This is a genomic window from Mesorhizobium sp. M0052, from assembly GCF_040323255.1.
Classification (GTDB): Bacteria; Pseudomonadota; Alphaproteobacteria; order Rhizobiales; family Rhizobiaceae; genus Mesorhizobium.
In genome coordinates, this window is record NZ_JAMYUS010000026.1 from 48939 (window position 1) to 65137 (window position 16199).

The window sequence follows — 16199 nt, forward strand, 5'->3', positions numbered from 1 at the left end:
CCCCCTTTACGCTTTGGCCGAAAGACGGAACGCGTTCGCGCCGATTTTCTCGGATGTGAAAAGCTGGTCACGACAGGTGCCCAGGCCATCGGGAATGCTGTCAAGATCGCTCGATATCACACGAAGCGCCGAGGTTGTCGTGTTGAGTAGGAGTTTTCACGGCAGCACCCTGTTGACTCTTGCAATGACTGCCCAAGCGTTCCCCTATGACGAAGGGTTTGGTCCCTTTTCCGGGTGAGATTTATCGTATCCCTATCGCGGAGTTACTGTAGAGACGCACTAACTTCACTGCGGGACCATTTTGAAAGCGAACTCGAGCCGTCGGCCGTTGCTGCGATCGTGGTGGAACGGTGCCGGGTGAGGGGCCGCCAGCACCGGCAGAATTCATGCAGCAGCTTCGCAGAATCTGCGAGGAGACCAGCATTTGTGCTTGTAGCCGATGAAGTCCAATGCGCTTCGGCGCCCGCCGTCTATTTACCGTCCAGCATTCCGGCATTGAGCCTGCAAAAAGTCTCGGGGGCGCACTTCCCATCGCGGCTGTCATAGGGAGGGCGACCACCAGGACATGGGCCTCGGTCAGACGTTAGAGCGGCATCGCGGCAAACACCCCCGCGCCGACCTGGTCGGCCAGCGACGAGATGCCTAGATCAATGTCCCCGCACTTGAAGCGCTGGCTCTACGGGTTCAGCGAGACGTGTTATGCGAACTCGTCGAACAGGATTGTCGCCAGCAGCCTCGGCCCGATGACGCCGCGCGGTCTTGCATGGAACAGCGCCGGTGGAGCGTCTTGCTGCGGCTGTTCTCGCCTAGGGTCAGTTCCTCGGATGTCGATCGCTTCCAATGCGGTAAGCGATGCACCGAGGCACCTTGCAATGGACCGATGAACATGGAACTTTCGCGCCATGACATTGTTGCAGGGGCGATCTGGTGCCTGAGCGCGCGCGGCAATGGAGGCTGCGGAGTTGCGCCGAGAAGCGCGCGTTGGTCGACCTGGCGAGCGTGGCGGGGTCGTCGGTGACCGAGGTCCGCCAGCGTTCGCTGTTTCTGGAGGGGATCGACTGGCGACGGCCGAGCAAGATTTTCGGCCGCGCGATCGCTGTGCACACCACCTTTGTGTCCTCTTGCCTCGTCCGCTCAACATTAGATAGCGGGCGGTCACCCGGTGTTTGAGCCTTCCATGCGATCTCGCGCACCTTCGGTGGAGCTTGCTCCGCCGGTACAGCTTCATCTTGCCTACCTTACGAGGATGCCTGTACGTCCATGCGCTCTCGACCAGCATATGGCGAACCCGGCCGTTCCCCGCCTTGGTGATGCCGCCCCGTCTGAGTGTCTCGCCGGTCGATCGTTCGCCGGGAACGAGGCCAAGATAACCCATGAGTTGGCGCGGCTCTCGAACCGCTGTACGTCACCAACCTCGGTGGCGAATGTCACGGCAACGATCAGGTCTACGCCCCTCAGGGTCTGCAGCGCCCGCGCGATCGGCGCCAGGGACCACTCGACCCGCTCTTTCGAGACGCGGACTGCTTCGACCATTTCCTGAAGCGCGATCTGATGCGCCGGGTGGTCGAACGGTTGCTCTTGCAGCCAGCGCAGATAGCGCATCGACCAGCCCTTCCTGCGAGGGTAGATCCGCCCGTGCTTGAGCATGAAGGCGCTCACATGCTGCCGGTGGACGCGAAGCGTCTCGACTGCGGCCGCCCGGGCGCGGACGAGATCCCGCATGGCTTCGTGACTTCATCGGGGACCCACACTGCCGTCAGTTCGCCGGCGCGCAGCAGTCGAGCCAACGCAAGAGCATCCCAGCGGTTCGTCTTTACTCGATCGCCAAGCTTCCTTGGGATCAGCGATGGGGCGACCACTATGCATTCATGGCCGAGCGATCGGATCAGCCGATAGAGACATAGCCGGTCGGGCCGGCCTCGTAGCAGAAATACACCCGATCGAAGTGGTGGCGATCCGCCGGATAACTCGGCACATGCTCTCATCCGATGCGTCGACCTCGCCGAAGAAGCGAACCTCTCCCTCCCGGCCAGCGTCCGCAATCGCGATGGCGTTCCTCAGCTTTGCGACATCGATTCCGACAAATGCTTCCCTATAATCTGCCACGGCTCGTCCTCCTGTGATGAGGATCGGCTCGGCCCGCCCGAGCAACCCTCGGACGCGCAGTGTAGGGCGAGCCACCTCACCGACAGAGGCGGACATACGCTCTTACTCCAATGCGGAGAGTTCGCGGTGCTCCAGCCGACGAACAACATGATCGAGAGCCTCGAGCGCACGCGGCATTCAGGCCGACGAGATCATGACGGGTGCGGTCGATCATTGTGGGTATCGAGGGCGAAACTCATGTGCGGTCCTCCCGTGCCATGGCTTTGCCGAGGGCGTTATAAAAGGCCAGAGACCGATGAGGAACTGTGTCGCCAGCGCCCTGGAGAACAATGCTGCTGTCATTGGACGGCAGCCGTGAACGCTGGGAGGGCCTGACCTGATCTCAGGCGTCCCGACGCGGTCCTGGAGGAAGTTGCCGAATGGCAGAACAGGCCGCTGGAAGCGGTCTATCCGCTCGTCTTCTTCGACGCGATCCGGGTCAAGATCAAGGACGAAGGCTTCGTTCGCAACAAGGCGATCTACATCGCGCTGGGCACGTCGATGCCATAGAGCTCCTCCAACTGGCCGCGGATCTCGCGCACGCTCATGCCGCGTGCATACATCGACACCGATCTTGGCGTCGAAATCGGGAAAGCGGCGCTGATACCTGGCGATCAGCTTCGGGTCGAACGTTCCCGCCCGGTCGCGCGGAATCGACAGCGTCATCTTCGATGTGCCGGTCAGCACCGTCTTCTTCGAATGGCCGTTGCGTCGATTGGCGCCGCCCTCGGCGCGTTCGTCCTCGAGGTGCTCGTCGAGCTGGGCGTGCCTCGGGGAAGCCTTTGAGGCCGTTCGCCGATGATTCGGGTGGGCGCGTCGTTGCCTGCGTCCCTCCAGAACAGGATGGTCGGCGATCAGCGTGCCGTTCTCGAACATGCGGACCTCGTCGGCGAGCGAATGGACTTCGACCATTCGGCTTCGGGTCGCGTCGGGAACTCTGTAGGCATTGCCGCCGACGCTGACCATGCCTTCTCGGGAGATCTGGCGCTCCAACTTCAGAACCGAGCGGAAAGGAGCCAATGGAAGCGGTCCCAAATATGGCCGTTCTTCGGCGAAGGCCTCATTGACGACGCGTAAGATGGTGGCATGCGTGCGCGGATTGGCGATGCTGTCCAACCAGTGCCGCAGTTGAGCGTTGAGGTCGTCGAGGTTGTGGAACGAACGTGCCAGGAAGAAGTCTTCCTGAATATAGCGAAACGGTCTCTCGACCTTGCCCTTAGTATTGGCCCGGTAGGTACGGCATGCCCCGGAACTGCGAGTTCACAAACCAACCCGGGGACTGTCAAGAATTCTGTGCGCGAGGTCATGATGATGGAAAGAAGAGAATCATCACATGGCTATCGAGAAGGAACTTCTGAACCAGCAGCTTGCGGGCCGCGATCCGAACGAGGTGTTTGCCAACGAGGTGTTTGCCAAGGGCGGATTGCTGGAGACCCGAAGAAGGCGCTGTCGGAGCGGATATTGAACGCGCTGAACTCGAAGCTGCGCCGCGCCGTTCGAACACGTGGACACTTCCCCAATGACGACGCGGCCATGAAGCGCGATGCGGCAGCGTGTTTTATATTCTATGCGGGTCATGCCGAGCAGCTGGACAATGCAGCTAAGCACCAACTCCGATAAATTGAGCTTATACCGCGCCATCATTTTTTCCCTCTTTAAGGGCCAGCAAGTCGCGGCCTACAACCCATGTGCTACTCAAGTCCTAATGGTGAAGGGTACCGGGATGAACCTCAGTGAATACGTGAAATATGATGCTACAGGTCTGGCGTCTCTTTTGAAGACCCGGCAGGTGACTTCAGATGAACTGATACGCTTAGCCCGTGAGGCTCACGATGATGTCAACCCTCATGTCAACGCGGTTCTTGAATTCTATGAGGACGCTGAAACTGTTCCAGGCGCGGATACAGGTTTTTTTCAAGGCGTGCCGTTCCTTCGCAAGGATGACGGGCCCACCGAAGCCGGCCGTCTCCAAGAACGCGGGAGCCGGCTGTTCCAAGGCTATCGCGCTCCAACCGAGAGTATCTTTTTTGATCTCGCCCGCAATGCGGGACTTCGGACCGTCGGAAGAACGGCAGTACCGGAGTTTGGCGCAGGCGGAGAGGCCGTAAGCTTTCTCCATGGCATCACCCGCAATCCATGGAATTTGGATCGCTCGGCAGGTGGTTCATCCGGGGGGGCCGCAGCGGCAGTCGCTGCCGGTATCACTCCAATTGCACATGGCGGCGACGGGGCCGGGTCGATACGCGGGCCTGCAGCTTGGGGTGGCCATGTAGGGCTCCTTCCCTCCCGAGGGCGCATTTCCGGCGATAATCGCGATACCTCGGTCACCCGAAACTTCGTACACTGTCGAACAGTGCGTGACATGGCCGCTGCGTTGGATGCGTTTTCCTGTCCCCAGCCAGGCGACGAGTTCATAATTGTCCAGCCAGCGCGCCCCTACCTTGAAGAGCTTTCGCAGCACACAGGCGCCCTTCGGGTGGGGGTCGCCAGGACTACGTGGGGCTGGATCCCTGTGGAGCCGGAGATCCTAGAAGTGGTGGATTCAACCGCCTCACTCCTCGAGGAGATGGGTCACCAAGTGACTGAGATCAAGCCGCCGTTTGACTTCGATGAGTTCATTAGAATCGATTTTCTCGTCCACGATCTAGGCGTCGCGAGTTCGCTCGAAGCTGAAGCGCGGGCCATGGGCCGCACTATTGGCCCGGATACCTTGGAGCCGATCAATCTAAAATATTACGAACGTGGAAAGCGTGTATTGGCCGATGGTGAACGTGTTATGTCGATGTCCCGGGAGCTTCAGGACGCCAGGAGGCAGATGAAGCTGCAGGTGGGGAAGGCGATCGATGCCTTCGACATTCTGTTGACTCCCACTTACTCGATCGTGCCCCAGCCGCATGGCGGCACTTGGGCTCTTACTGATACAACGCTCTCCCTGGAAGAGTGGGTGCGCCGTAGCTACAAGGGCGGTTTCCTGCCCATTTTCAATACCACTGGTCAACCTGCGGTATCCTTGCCCTTGGGCGAAAGTAGCCAAGGGTTGCCGATCGGCATTCAAATCGTCGGCCGCTTTGGAGATGAGTCTACTTTAGTTCGCGTCGCACGCGATCTTGAGGAAGCCAGGCCGTGGAAGGAACGGCGGCCAAAGATTCGAGCAGGAGACAGTCGACCGTGACTGACAAAACGTTAATCCCCTCGCAGATCCGCCTGCTTCGTTGGGGGTCATCACCGAGGGTCCTGGCTACGTCAATTACGTGGCCGGCTCCGGTATTTCGTATTCCGATACAGTGACGCCGGAACTCGACATTCTTGCATTTCTTGACGGACAACATCGCCGCCGAACTTATCCTTGGCACCACCTATGCCAACATCGCAGGTGAAGGGACGATCGGCGAGCTGGGGGACATTGGTAAGGTTTGGTTGCTGCCAGCAGTAGGAAAACCTGTCGGCCGGCCGCCACATGTAAAGCCGCGCGGGTTCGACCGGCGGGGCAACATGGCGCTCGCCCAGGGTGAATGGCTGTAAGCGCATCAGAACCTGATCGTCACCGGCCAGATCGGAACCGGCAAGTCGTGGCCGGCCTGCGCCTTCGGCCGGCAAGCGGCACGGCTCGACCTTTCCGTGCTCCATGTGCGCGTGCCGCGCCTGTTCGAGGATTTGGCGCTCGCCCGTCTCTTACGCGAGCCGCTACCGCCAAGCGCTGGTCTATCGCCGCCTTTATCTGCCGGAGAGCTGGACAAAGGATCGGGCGCGATGCGCCAGGGCGTCGATCCCAGTTTGCGACCAAGCCAAAGATGGCGCGCGCCATGGTCGAGGCGGCGCTCGATGCCGGCGTCCCGTGCGCTTACGTTCTGGGCGATGCTGTCTACGGGGCGGACAGCAGCCTTCGCCGGATGCTGGAAGCTCGCGAGCAGCCCTATGTCTTGGCGGTTCGAGACGCTCACTTCATGCGCCGTGGAGGGGATCGTCTGTTTGAGGAAACCTCGCCCGAGGAACTGGCCGGCGAGTTCGAGCCCGACGACTGGGCCTGTCATGCGGCAGGTGAAGGCGCCAAAGGGCCTCGGCTCTACGCCTGGGCACGCATCCGCCGCCCTTGGACGTCAAAAGGCGGCTTCGAGCATTGGCTTCTCGTCCGCTGCAAGCGATCGACATCCGGAAAAAAAGCCTACTACCTGGTCTTCGCCCCGCCCGGTTCCTCCTTGGCCGAATTGGCGGCAGTGGCCGGCCTGCGCTGGGCGATCGAGGAGTGCTTTGAGCGCGCCAAGGATGATCTCGGACTTGATCATTGCGAGGCTCGGTCCTGGCACGGATGGCATCGCCACATGAGCCTGTGCATGGCCGCCCTGGCGTTCCTCTCCAAGCTATCGGCTGATCTTCGCCGCAGCGCATGGAGCAAACCGAACGAAACGAGTCCAAAGGAGTCAATCGCCGCCTGATCCGGATGGCTGCGCTCGTCCCGAGCGTCCCCGAGATCCGCTATCTCCTCGCCCGAATCCTCATCTTCCCACCGACACAAAAGCCCTTCATCATCGCCTGGTCGCTATGGCGACGACGACATCAGGCTGCGGCCACCATCTGTCACTACAAACGGCATCGACATCCGCAACTGTGGTACTAGATGGCTGGTCCTTCATGATTCCGGGGATAACTGGTGTTCCACGCCACCGGTCCAGGGCCGTTTAAAGGCGCCCTATGGAAGACTGAGCTTGGCGGTGCGGCCACCATCCACGACGAAGATCTGGCCAGTGACGAATTCAGCCTCGTAGGAAGCAATCCATGCGACCATAGCCGCGACTTCCTCCACACGGCCGGTTCGACCCAACGGATGAATGGCATCCAGCCGTGCCCGCGCCTGGTCGGGCAAAGCGGCGACGAAATTGACATTCAGATCCGTATCGATCCATCCAGGAGCCACGCCATTGCAACGCACCCCGTCTGGCCCGCCGTCGATCGCCACCGCACGCGTTAGACCATGCAGTCCTGCCTTCGAGGCACAATAGGCAGCGTGCCCGGGATTGGATGCTAATCCCTCTATCGAGCCAATATTGACAATTGCGCCGCGGCTTCTGCGAAGATGAGGCATCGCGCGACGGATCAGCAGGAAAGGAGCATCGAGGTTGAGCGCCATTGTGCGTCTCCACTCGTCCAGCCCCGTCTCGTCCACCTTCGCTTCAATCATGCGTCCGGCGTTGTTGACAAGAATATCGAGCCGGCCGGCCTGTTGAATGACATCGTCAATGACGATGGCCGGAACCTCGGGATCGCAAAGGTCTCCGACTATCGAATCAACGGCGCGGGCCTCCCCAAGCTGAACAGCGAATACTCTGGCTCCCTCGCCGGCAAGCCGGTCGGCGATTGCGGCCCCAATACCGCTGCTGGCGCCCGTTACCAACGCGATCTTTCCGGCGAAGCGGGTCATGCGACAGCCTTTCCGTCCATCTCAACAAGGGTGATGTTAGATCGCGTGGGAATCAGCCGCGCTCCATATCGGTCTGGTAGGCAGCGCGCACCCGATCTGTGGGACAACCCACATGAGACAGTCTGCAAAGCAAGCAGGCTTCGCGCGAAGCTAGGAATCGGGGGATGATCCACAAAGCGCGGGCGTTCCGGCCTTTCTGTTGCATCGGCTGCCGATTTCGGTGGCGAGATTTGCGGTAGCGTAATCATAGCCGCTCCGTTTGTGCGTTGGCGTTGGTGACTACACGGAGAGCCCAATAGTGCGCATCCTCATCCGCGGTATATCTGCCGTCGTTTAGACACTGTGCCAGCACAAGGATGCCCGAATGCTGCAGACGCCGCACCTCGTCTTCAAAGCATGTGGCTTCCGCATAGCTCTTGCGCGTACTTGCGATCACGAATCCGTTCGGGCGCGTGACACGAGCCAGTTTGCGCAATACATCCGGTCGTACATGCCCTGGCGCAAAAACACCGCAACACACGGTAATGTCATAGCTCGCACTGGAATATTCGGAGAGCGGACCGTTAAGGTCGACATCGGCCTGGACACGGCGGTAGACGCGGGTTTGTCGAGCCTTTTCGGCCATCTCCTCAGAGAGGTCGAACCCGTCGATCAACCGGAACCCGAGGCTTTCCATTTCCATCCCGACGAGGCCTGTTCCGCAGCCAGCATCCAGAATCGCGATGGCTGCCCGCTCCCCGGCCAAATAGGCCGTCTGCATGGTTGCCGCTAATTCCGCCACGACCATCGGCCCGTAGTATCCTTGGCGGCCGACATCCACATCGTACGAAGTAGCCCATCGACGATAGAAATGGGCCAAGCGACTGGCGTCACTGTCGAGGAAGTGGGAATCCTTGATGCGCTCGCGTGCTTGCTCCAATGCCGTCTCCTGATCGAGGGTGCTCATGATAGTATCTCCGTCTATGGGAGCAGATGGTCATCCGCGGCGCCGGTCGGCACCTCGAAAACGAGGGCATCAAAACTCGTGCCAATTGGCCGGACGAGGCGAAGAAGACAGTTTTGCGCGTTTGGCGTCAGGCAGGCTAAACAAGCTTGTGTCGCGGACCCGACAAGGCTGACAGAATGGCCGATGGCGGCGCGACGTCAGAGCCAGCAAAGAGGGCGTTCTTGCGGTTGAGCGCAATCTCGGGGGTCATTCTGCCCATGTTGGACAGGAGGTCGAAGAGCATTACCGCTGGCATCCGTATTTCGCACGTCGGCTTCGCTGCAGAACTGCAAAGAGCGTGCAACGGCGGGATCATTCATTTCGTCGTCGGGCCCAGGCATGTCGTTGCCGCTCCGGCTTGGATGATAGATCCCGTGGCGTTCCAACTGGCTCGTTCTTGGGATCTCGATTAGCCTATTTCCTCGGACAACTTGCCCCGGGGAGGACCTGGTTCTTAGCACGCCACCTACAGCAGCCCGGCTTGCTCGGCCTCGCGGCGCAAATTCTAGCGCGGACGCGGGCCGATCTGCTGGCCAGCCCGGCGGCCAGCGAGCCAAGGTCGTGGCAATCCGTAAGGTTGCGTCCGGTCGTGTAGCCATAAGGGAAACCCGCTGCATAAAGATCGTCGGCGCCGGTCGTGTCGACCAGCCCCTTGATCTTTGTCGCCTGGATGGTGACGGTCTCGTCGCCACGCACGATGACCGAGCCTTTTTCAGAACGGGTGACGGCGGCGATCTAGCAATCCTTGCGAATAGCGGCAAGCGCTTCTTCGAAGGAGCGGTCTGGTAAAGCGACGTCTCGTGGCTGTTGGCAAAGACGATGTCGACGCTGCCTGAGCGCATCAGGTCTAGGAACTCATCGCGTTAGCCGAAGTATTTGTCTCAACTGTCTCATGGTCAGCCTTCTCTTTGCCGGCATCAAATGTCCTCGTTCATCGCGAGGCAATTGATCCCAAAGTTGCTGACCCAGGAGGTAATCTTCAGTGCCGAAAACTGGCCGGTCTTTGGTTGGAATGGTGGCCGGCTTCGTACCGGAACGGTGGCCGGTGTTTGATCGGAATGGCGGCCGGCTTAACGTCGGAATTCGCACGTCCGCTTCCGTCTGTCGAGCGGGCCGACTATGCTTCGCGACACCGTTCCGGTGCTGTTGGAAGGAAAGACGGCGCCCGAGGAACCGAGCGTCTGGGAAAGCACCCGCTTATCGTTCAAGAACAGGTGTGCTTGACTCAGACGGAGGTAACCGAATGGTCGCCGCAGCGCCGCCAAGATCGGCATGAAATGTCTCCTGGTTCAGGGGAGCTGGGTTCCACATGAGAATGCGGTCTAACCGGGTTGGCAATATTCTCTTGAGCCGCATCATCGGAGCAGAGGTGCATCTGGTCGACGATGGCTTTGACATCGGCATCCGCCGCAGTTGGGAAAAGGCACTCTATGAGGTCAAGGCGAGGGGCGGCAGACCCTATGCGATACCAGCCGGAAGGAGCCCTCGGCTATGTAGGGTTCGCGGAGGAGGTGCGGGCTCAGGAGAAACAGCTTGGATTTGACTTCGACTACGTCGTTGTCTGCAAGGTCACAGGTTCAACGCCCAACATACAGCGGAGCTCGTCGATCTCGGAACGGAACTCGTCGAGGATGACGTGGTGTTGCTCGAGGAATACGCCTACCCGCGTTATGGGATTCCGTCCGAGGGAACCAAGAAGGCATTCGCCTGTGTGCGCGGCTCAAGGGTATGATTACCGATCCCATCTGCAAGGGATGATCGACCTCGTCCAGAAGGGCTTGTTTCCGGAGGGGTCGAGGATCCTCTATGCGCATCTCGGCGGCGCGCCGGCTATCAACGGGTATGGTTACACCTTCCGCAACGGCTGACGCTCGCCAAGCTTCAAGGCGAAGTCTTTGTTTCCGTTAGCATGTCGCACTTGGAAATTATTCCAGCATGCTCGTAATCGAGTGCTACGCGATATCAGGCCTGCCGCCCCCTGGCCATGGAGCCCAACGCCGTTCGGACCCTGGACCTCCTTTGCTATCCTTTTGCGTGTTCGTCGTTTCAGATCGTGGGGCTAACGTTGTAATCGGTCAGGAAATCCTGCAAGGTCAGGATATTCTCTACCCCCCTGAGGTTGTCGGTCGCATTGAGCAACGCGCGAGAACTGTCGACAGACAACAGCGGTGCCACTGCCGCATTGCGGTCGTTCAGCAGCGCGGTGAACCGCGCGCGCAGCATTCTGTCATAGATGGGACCCTGGATAGCCGGATACGCCCTCTTGACTCGCTGCACCACCGACAGCGGAAGCAGGTCCGCGGTGGCGGCCCGCAGTAGACTCTTCTCGCGCCCGTCGAAAGTCTTGTGGGCCCATGGGGTGCCGAACACGTACTCAACAAGGCGGTGGTCGCAGAAAGGGACCTGCACCTCGAGGCCCAAAGCCATACTCATCCGGTCCTTGCGGTGTCAATCGGCGCCGAACTTGACCCCTGAGCTGGAGTGCGCCCCTGCGGGTGGACAGATTTCAGGCCGCTGATTGCCAGTGTGTCGGATGTGTTGATCCTCGAATTGCTGCGGGCTGAGATATCCCAGCGCCGAATGGAGCCTGCGTTTGTTGTAGACCTCGTCGATGAAGTGGGGAAGTTGCGCCGCAACGTCCTCGAATGTTTCGAGCGCCATCGGGTAGATCGCCTCGACCTTTAGAGTCTTCATGAGGCTCTCCGCCTTGGCATTGTCATAAGGGTTGCCTTTGCGGCTCATCGAGCCTGCCAGACCATGGCTGGCCAGAAGCTGCCGGTAGGCCTCGGCGGCATACTGGGAGCCACGATCGGAGTGATGAATGCAGCCTGGCGGCGGCGTTCTGCGCTCGACTGCAGCGCACAAGGCAGCCATTGTCAGGCGGGCATCGATCGATCGGCCAATGGCGTAGCCGACGATCATGCGTGACCATGCGTCGAGGACGATGGCGACATAAACGAAGCGAGCCGGCAGCGCGACATAGGTGATGTCGGCCACCCAAAGCTGGTTCGGCCCCACCGGCACGACGTCCTTGGCCAGGTTGGGGAAGATCGGGCTGTCATGATCGCTGTCGGTGGTGGCGACGTATCGGCGCCTCATCACGGGCTGCAAATCATGCTCGGCCATCAGGCGGCGGATCTTCTTGTGGTTCACGACCATGCCTTGCTGACGCAGCGCCGCGCCCACGCGGCGATAGCCGTAGAACTCGAACTCGTCGCGGACCAAGACCATCGCCTCGACGATGGCGGTGTCGTCGGTTGGCCGTTCGGGACAGTCATAGAAGCTGGAACGTGCCATGCCCATCAGCCGGCATCCTTCGGCGACACTGAGGCAACGGGGCCGGTGATGACGGATGTAATCCCGCTTCTCGGCCGCGGAGCGCTTTTCAGAGCCCCCTTTAGAAACTCCAGCTCCAGAGCTTGCTTGCCGACAAGTCGCTCAAGCGCGGCAATCCGCGCCTCGTATTCCGTGATCAGAGCCGCTGAGGCCACATCCTCATCCAAGCCGCCTGCTTCATACTTGCCAACCCAGATCCGGATCAGGGTGCGGGTGATGTCGTGCCGTTGCGCCAAGCTGTGAAATGTATCGCCCGACAGATATTCCTGAACAACCTGACGCTTGAACGTGATGCTGTAGCTGCGGTGTCTTGCCATGGTTCTCTCTCCGAAAACCCGACAGCACGGGTAAATCCTTCAAACCCAATCTGTCCACCCGCAGGGGCGCACACCAATCGGCGTCAATATTTGCACGCCGAAACACATTCGGCTTCGCGCCCCCGGCGCGGGGCGGCCTGTCGGCTGCTACTGGCAAGTACCTGGTCGGGCGCAGGCGGGGACGCCCACTCTTAACAACGGCTTCTTCAAGTATCCCCGACAATCGGCTGCTGTGCCTTGGACGGTAATCGCATAAAGTTGATCAGAACGTTCCTCCGATTCGGACACCTTCCGCCCAGCCCCGCCTGGGGGTCACAAGGCCCACCCCTCTAATGATCCGGGTCGACTCGCCCGTGCAGCGTGGAAAGGGCGCACGAGGCGCCCTTCATTTCCGATCAGCTATCAGCAGCCGCCTTCACCTTTCTTGTTAGAAGCGGTAGGTGACACCTGCGCCTATCAACCAGGGATCGAGCTCCGCCTTTCCCGTCAGCTTCGCGCCGTCCACCGTGACGTCGAAGTCTGGCTTGAGGAAAACCTTCTTCACGTCGAAGTTGACGCCCCAGTGCTGATCCACCATGTAGTCGAACCCGACCTGCAGCGCGGTGCCGAACGTGTTCTTAACATGGAGAGCATCTGCACTGCCGACGTCCTGGTTATAGAAGATCGTGTAGTTCACGCCGGCGCCTACATAGGGCTTGAACGGGCCTAAATCGGTAAAATGATACTGCAATGTGAGCGTGGGCGGCAGCAGCCAAACCTTGCCGATATTGCCCAGCCCGCCGATCGTACCTTGGCCCCCGATGTTAGCATAGGTGGTGCCGAGTATGAGCTCGGCGGCGATGTTGTCCGTGAAGAAATAGGAGATATCGAGTTCCGGCGTCACGGTGTTCGAATAGGAAAGATCGGAGCCGGGCACTGCATTGACGTAGCCCGAATCCTCAGTGACGACCCCCAACGCACGCAGGCGGATCTGCCAAGGGCTTGGCGCTTCCGTGACCGAGGCTCCCGCCTGCGGGACGCTCGCCGCTTGCGCAAGGTCCGCCGCGACGGCCTGCTGTCCCATCACAACGAGGACAACGGCCGCTGTTACTCCCCGCGCCGCGCGCATTTGGTTTCTCGTCATGATATTCTCTCCTTGCTCTTCAGAAATGTGGACTGAATTACGAAAAATCTTGTTCGAATTGCTTGATATTGGCGGAGCGCTCATGCCCAGTTTGCTTCGCGGCTGCGACCGCAGGTTCGGCGCGCATGATCATGGGACTCCTTTTTCCGTGCCGCAGCGCGTTTGCGGATAGCCCCGCATGTGTCGTGCCAAATGAGAAAATCATTTCAGAACAACGCGATCACCCTGATGGCGCTGTGTCTCATGTCCGACATCGTCGAAGATCCGACAACGAATGCAGCCGTGATGGCCTGATAGAACCTCCTGTGCGAGCTCGGTGGGCACTGCGGAATAAGCAGTGAAGCTCACTGCGAAACTGGCCGAGCTGGATCGACATTGGCGACGGGGCGATCGACGACCGCTACGTCGCCGATGTCGGGCGCGGCACAGCCTGACGAGGTCCGCGGCGGCGATCATTGAATAACTGCGTTTACGATGGCTCCATCCTGCCCACCGGTGGGCGCGCAAAAATTCCGCTTTGCGGCCTCATCCCTCCGCCTGGATTGAGTCGCAGCGACCGAATGGCGCACGTGCTTTTGGAACCGGCAGAGTGGTCATAACGCAATTCTTCCGGCTATCTTTACAGAGATTCGACAATTCAATTGGTGAAGGTCCCATATCGCGCAATCATTGATGCGCTTAGGTCTGGGTATGCGCCCATCCGCAACCACCTGATTAAGAGCATCGATCCTTCACCAACATAGAGAATTGCTTCCCCATGAGAGCGGCCTCGCGGCGGACATGAGATTGCGTCACTCTTCATGATCACGGCCTCCGAGGATGTCGGGATCGAGCAAGTGCAACGGCATTTGATAGGGCGAAGGATCTGGCAGCTTTTGCAACTGCCGACCTCGATGGGAAAAGGCATATCGCAATCCGGCAGAGACACAAGGTTCTGCACTGTCCATTCATGAAGATTTCGTGCTGGTCTCCATAAGAGAAGTATTCTGGTGCAGAAGGTGCCCGATTAGCTATTCGGAAAAAGGCGACATCGACGCCAAATCGGGCGCCGCCGTGAGGCGTCCCCCTCAATGTCGGATTTCCGACAGGACCGCAAATCCGACAACCCATTGTTTAATAAGCTTTCCTTTTGTGGCACGGCCCATGCATCGGACTCTGCGAACGCATCAGCGAGACGTCTCCATGATCATGCGCACCGAAAATGCCGTCGCCGCAGTGAAAACCGCTCGCTCGCCTACCATCAAGCCGCCGAACGGCCGCCGCTTCATGGTTGAAGTGGGCGATTGCGCCGGCTTCAAACACCTTAAGGGCCTGGAAAGCGTCTCGCGTGACGGCGACGCGGGCATCGAGGCGGGCGGAAAGGATATACGTTGATGCCCCCAACCCACGTCCCCGGCATGACCCGTCGATTGTCACCGCGCTGGAATGCTCGGGTCATTCGACAACCCGCAGGACAATTCTCGCAAATCCGGTCGGCACCGGGGATCGAAACGTCCGCGAGGGGCCCAATGGCTATGGCCGATATTCGCCGCGAACAAGCGCCTAGTGGGAAACTCTATAGGAGGAAAGCAAGTGGAGTTATCTTGCGTTGGGGTCGGTGCTGGGCCGTCTAATTTGAGCCTTGCGTGTCAGATACACGAGCAAGCTGGGCGAGGGGCACTGTTCCTGGATCGGCAGGTCGACTTCCGCTGGCATCCAGGCATCGCATTCGATTCCTCGGAGCTCCAGGTCAGCCACTTCAAGGATCTTGTCACGCTGGTGAATCCGCGATCAGCCTACACTTTCGTAAACTTCCTGCACGAGAACGGGCGTCTGTATCACTTCCTGAACGCACAGTTCGAGGCTGTGTTCAGAGCTGAGTTTGAGCAGTACCTGAACTGGGCCTTCCACAGTAACCCACTTGTCCGTGGCGGCGAGACCGTGCACGAAATCCGCTTTGACGGCGAGTTTCGGGTGCGGACGGATAAGGCGGTTCTCGGCGCCAGAGACGTCGTGGTCGGCATTGGCAAGCAGGCGCAAATTCCGCCTCAGTTTCAGGGCTGGACTGGACGCAACCTATTCCACTCATCTGTTTTATTGCACATCCATCCTGAGGTGCGAAGAAAGCATGTCTGCGTGGTTGGCGGAGGCCAGTCGGGAGCCGAGGTGATGTTGCACCTTGTCGGCCTGCCGAAAGAACGGCGGCCTGCCTCGATCACTTGGGTCTCGCAGCGTGAGAACTACCTGCCTCTCGACGACAGCCCGTTCACAAACGAGTTGTTCATGCCCTGCTTTTCGGATCGTTTCGCGGCGATGAGCGAGTCGCAGCGTAAGCTGCTCCTGCGACGTTTCGTGCTTGCTTCGGACGGCATTTCAGAAAGCACGTTGCGCGCGATCTATCAGGCGCTGTACCGCCACGCATTTTTCGAGCCAAACCGATGCGACATCACACTGCGGCCGGGCTGCACCGTCTCGCACTGCATCAACGCCGGACCGGGTCACAGGCTGACCCTGCAGCATGGCATGGACGAGGTCGAAGAAGTCACGGCTGACATCGTCATCCTGGCCACCGGTTACGAGAACGCGGTGCCAGACTTCTTGAAACCCATCGAGCACCGGCTGGAGCATACCGACAATGAATTAGCTATTGGCGAGGATTTTTCGGTGAGCTGGGACGGACCGCGTGACAGACGCATCTTCGTACAAAATGCGAGCCTCGGGCAGCGCGGCCTGGCCGATCCGAACCTAAGCCTGCTGGCCTGGCGCGCGCGCCGCATCCTCGACAGCCTTCTTGGGCGCGCGCCATGCGCGAACCCCGAGCATCCTGGCTTCATCAGCCATACCTCGATCGAGAGCTGGCCCGCCCCCGCAGCCGAAGAAATGGGCAGCGGGATATGA

General features: G+C 59.8%; 10 protein-coding genes and 12 pseudogenes. 10 read left to right on the plus strand and 12 right to left on the minus strand.

Annotated features, from left to right (window positions below):
• Positions 1-586 precede the first annotated feature (586 nt).
• The 3 pseudogenes from NKJ77_RS27555 to NKJ77_RS27565 form a co-directional block, all read right to left on the minus strand.
• A pseudogene (locus NKJ77_RS27555) lies at positions 587-781 on the minus strand (IS66 family transposase); the annotation flags it as partial.
• Between the two features lie 304 nt (positions 782-1085).
• Positions 1086-2106 (minus strand): annotated as a pseudogene (locus NKJ77_RS27560) (IS110 family RNA-guided transposase); the annotation flags it as partial.
• 105 nt (positions 2107-2211) lie between these two features.
• Positions 2212-2320, minus strand: a pseudogene (locus tag NKJ77_RS27565) (AAA family ATPase); the annotation flags it as partial.
• A gap of 156 nt (positions 2321-2476) precedes the next feature.
• Here NKJ77_RS27565 and NKJ77_RS27570 point away from each other — a divergent pair.
• Positions 2477-2640, plus strand: a pseudogene (locus NKJ77_RS27570) (transposase); the annotation flags it as partial.
• Here the strand turns inward: NKJ77_RS27570 and NKJ77_RS27575 are convergent.
• Positions 2640-2913 (minus strand): annotated as a pseudogene (locus NKJ77_RS27575) (transposase); the annotation flags it as partial. The pseudogenes NKJ77_RS27570 and NKJ77_RS27575 overlap by 1 nt on opposite strands.
• Before the next feature lie 15 nt (positions 2914-2928).
• Positions 2929-3390 (minus strand): annotated as a pseudogene (locus NKJ77_RS27580) (Mu transposase domain-containing protein); the annotation flags it as partial.
• Between the two features lie 88 nt (positions 3391-3478).
• Here NKJ77_RS27580 and NKJ77_RS27585 point away from each other — a divergent pair.
• From NKJ77_RS27585 to NKJ77_RS27610, 6 genes and pseudogenes are all read left to right on the plus strand, one after another.
• Complete coding sequence (locus NKJ77_RS27585; protein WP_352536067.1) at positions 3479-3610, plus strand: hypothetical protein; 132 nt, start codon at positions 3479-3481, stop codon at positions 3608-3610.
• Positions 3607-3684 (plus strand): annotated as a pseudogene (locus tag NKJ77_RS27590) (transposase); the annotation flags it as partial. The gene NKJ77_RS27585 and the pseudogene NKJ77_RS27590, both read left to right, overlap by 4 nt.
• A 55-nt stretch (positions 3685-3739) precedes the next feature.
• Complete coding sequence (locus NKJ77_RS27595; RefSeq protein WP_352536047.1) at positions 3740-5317, plus strand: amidase; 1578 nt, start codon at positions 3740-3742, stop codon at positions 5315-5317.
• A 37-nt stretch (positions 5318-5354) separates the two neighbouring features.
• A pseudogene (locus NKJ77_RS27600) lies at positions 5355-5571 on the plus strand (OmpW family outer membrane protein); the annotation flags it as partial.
• 111 nt (positions 5572-5682) lie between these two features.
• Positions 5683-5799: pseudogene (locus NKJ77_RS32440) on the plus strand (ATP-binding protein); the annotation flags it as partial.
• Positions 5800-5812: 13 nt separating this feature from the next.
• A pseudogene (locus NKJ77_RS27610) lies at positions 5813-6578 on the plus strand (IS701 family transposase); the annotation flags it as partial.
• Positions 6579-6832: 254 nt separating this feature from the next.
• Here NKJ77_RS27610 and NKJ77_RS27615 read toward each other — a convergent pair.
• From NKJ77_RS27615 to NKJ77_RS27625, 3 genes and pseudogenes are all read right to left on the minus strand, one after another.
• Positions 6833-7561, minus strand: a complete 729-nt coding sequence (locus tag NKJ77_RS27615) for an SDR family NAD(P)-dependent oxidoreductase (RefSeq protein WP_352536049.1) — start codon at positions 7559-7561, stop codon at positions 6833-6835.
• Between the two features lie 244 nt (positions 7562-7805).
• Positions 7806-8507, minus strand: a complete 702-nt coding sequence (locus NKJ77_RS27620; protein WP_352536050.1) for a class I SAM-dependent DNA methyltransferase — start codon at positions 8505-8507, stop codon at positions 7806-7808.
• 544 nt (positions 8508-9051) lie between these two features.
• Positions 9052-9409, minus strand: a pseudogene (locus NKJ77_RS27625) (PfkB family carbohydrate kinase); the annotation flags it as partial.
• Positions 9410-9803: 394 nt separating this feature from the next.
• Here NKJ77_RS27625 and NKJ77_RS27630 point away from each other — a divergent pair.
• A pseudogene (locus NKJ77_RS27630) lies at positions 9804-10414 on the plus strand (PALP domain-containing protein); the annotation flags it as partial.
• Between the two features lie 178 nt (positions 10415-10592).
• On the opposite strand, the gene NKJ77_RS27635 reads toward NKJ77_RS27630, so the two are convergent.
• From NKJ77_RS27635 to NKJ77_RS27650, 4 genes are all read right to left on the minus strand, one after another.
• Positions 10593-10979, minus strand: coding sequence for an asparagine synthase-related protein (locus NKJ77_RS27635; RefSeq protein WP_352536051.1), 387 nt, complete (start codon positions 10977-10979; stop codon positions 10593-10595).
• Between the two features lie 15 nt (positions 10980-10994).
• A complete protein-coding gene (locus NKJ77_RS27640) occupies positions 10995-11900 on the minus strand; it encodes an IS3 family transposase (RefSeq protein ID WP_352536065.1) in 906 nt (301 codons plus the stop codon).
• Positions 11849-12199: a transposase gene (locus tag NKJ77_RS27645; protein WP_352536052.1), complete on the minus strand. Its 351-nt coding sequence runs from the start codon at positions 12197-12199 to the stop codon at positions 11849-11851. The genes NKJ77_RS27640 and NKJ77_RS27645 overlap by 52 nt, the downstream gene beginning before the upstream one ends.
• A gap of 427 nt (positions 12200-12626) precedes the next feature.
• On the minus strand, positions 12627-13307 hold the full coding sequence (locus NKJ77_RS27650; protein WP_352536066.1) for an OmpW/AlkL family protein: 681 nt from the start codon (positions 13305-13307) through the stop codon (positions 12627-12629).
• A gap of 1197 nt (positions 13308-14504) precedes the next feature.
• Between NKJ77_RS27650 and NKJ77_RS27655 the strand changes: the two genes are divergently transcribed.
• Together NKJ77_RS27655 and NKJ77_RS27660 are read left to right on the plus strand one after the other, a co-directional pair.
• The gene (locus tag NKJ77_RS27655) at positions 14505-14696 is read left to right on the plus strand and encodes a hypothetical protein (RefSeq protein WP_352536053.1); all 192 of its coding nucleotides are present in this window, start codon (positions 14505-14507) and stop codon (positions 14694-14696) included.
• 240 nt (positions 14697-14936) lie between these two features.
• The gene (locus NKJ77_RS27660) at positions 14937-16199 is read left to right on the plus strand and encodes a lysine N(6)-hydroxylase/L-ornithine N(5)-oxygenase family protein (protein ID WP_352536054.1); all 1263 of its coding nucleotides are present in this window, start codon (positions 14937-14939) and stop codon (positions 16197-16199) included.

What these genes read in the sequence shown, in the direction of transcription:
- NKJ77_RS27655 (WP_352536053.1), top strand. Translation starts at nt 14,505, where the DNA reads ATGATCATGCGCACCGAAAATGCCGTCGCCGCAGTGAAAACCGCTCGC.
- NKJ77_RS27650 (WP_352536066.1), bottom strand. Translation starts at nt 13,307, where the DNA reads ATGCGCGCGGCGCGGGGAGTAACAGCGGCCGTTGTCCTCGTTGTGATG.
- NKJ77_RS27595 (WP_352536047.1), top strand. Translation starts at nt 3,740, where the DNA reads ATGCAGCTAAGCACCAACTCCGATAAATTGAGCTTATACCGCGCCATC.
- NKJ77_RS27585 (WP_352536067.1), top strand. Translation starts at nt 3,479, where the DNA reads ATGGCTATCGAGAAGGAACTTCTGAACCAGCAGCTTGCGGGCCGCGAT.
- NKJ77_RS27635 (WP_352536051.1), bottom strand. Translation starts at nt 10,979, where the DNA reads ATGAGTATGGCTTTGGGCCTCGAGGTGCAGGTCCCTTTCTGCGACCAC.
- NKJ77_RS27645 (WP_352536052.1), bottom strand. Translation starts at nt 12,199, where the DNA reads ATGGCAAGACACCGCAGCTACAGCATCACGTTCAAGCGTCAGGTTGTT.
- NKJ77_RS27615 (WP_352536049.1), bottom strand. Translation starts at nt 7,561, where the DNA reads ATGACCCGCTTCGCCGGAAAGATCGCGTTGGTAACGGGCGCCAGCAGC.
- NKJ77_RS27620 (WP_352536050.1), bottom strand. Translation starts at nt 8,507, where the DNA reads ATGAGCACCCTCGATCAGGAGACGGCATTGGAGCAAGCACGCGAGCGC.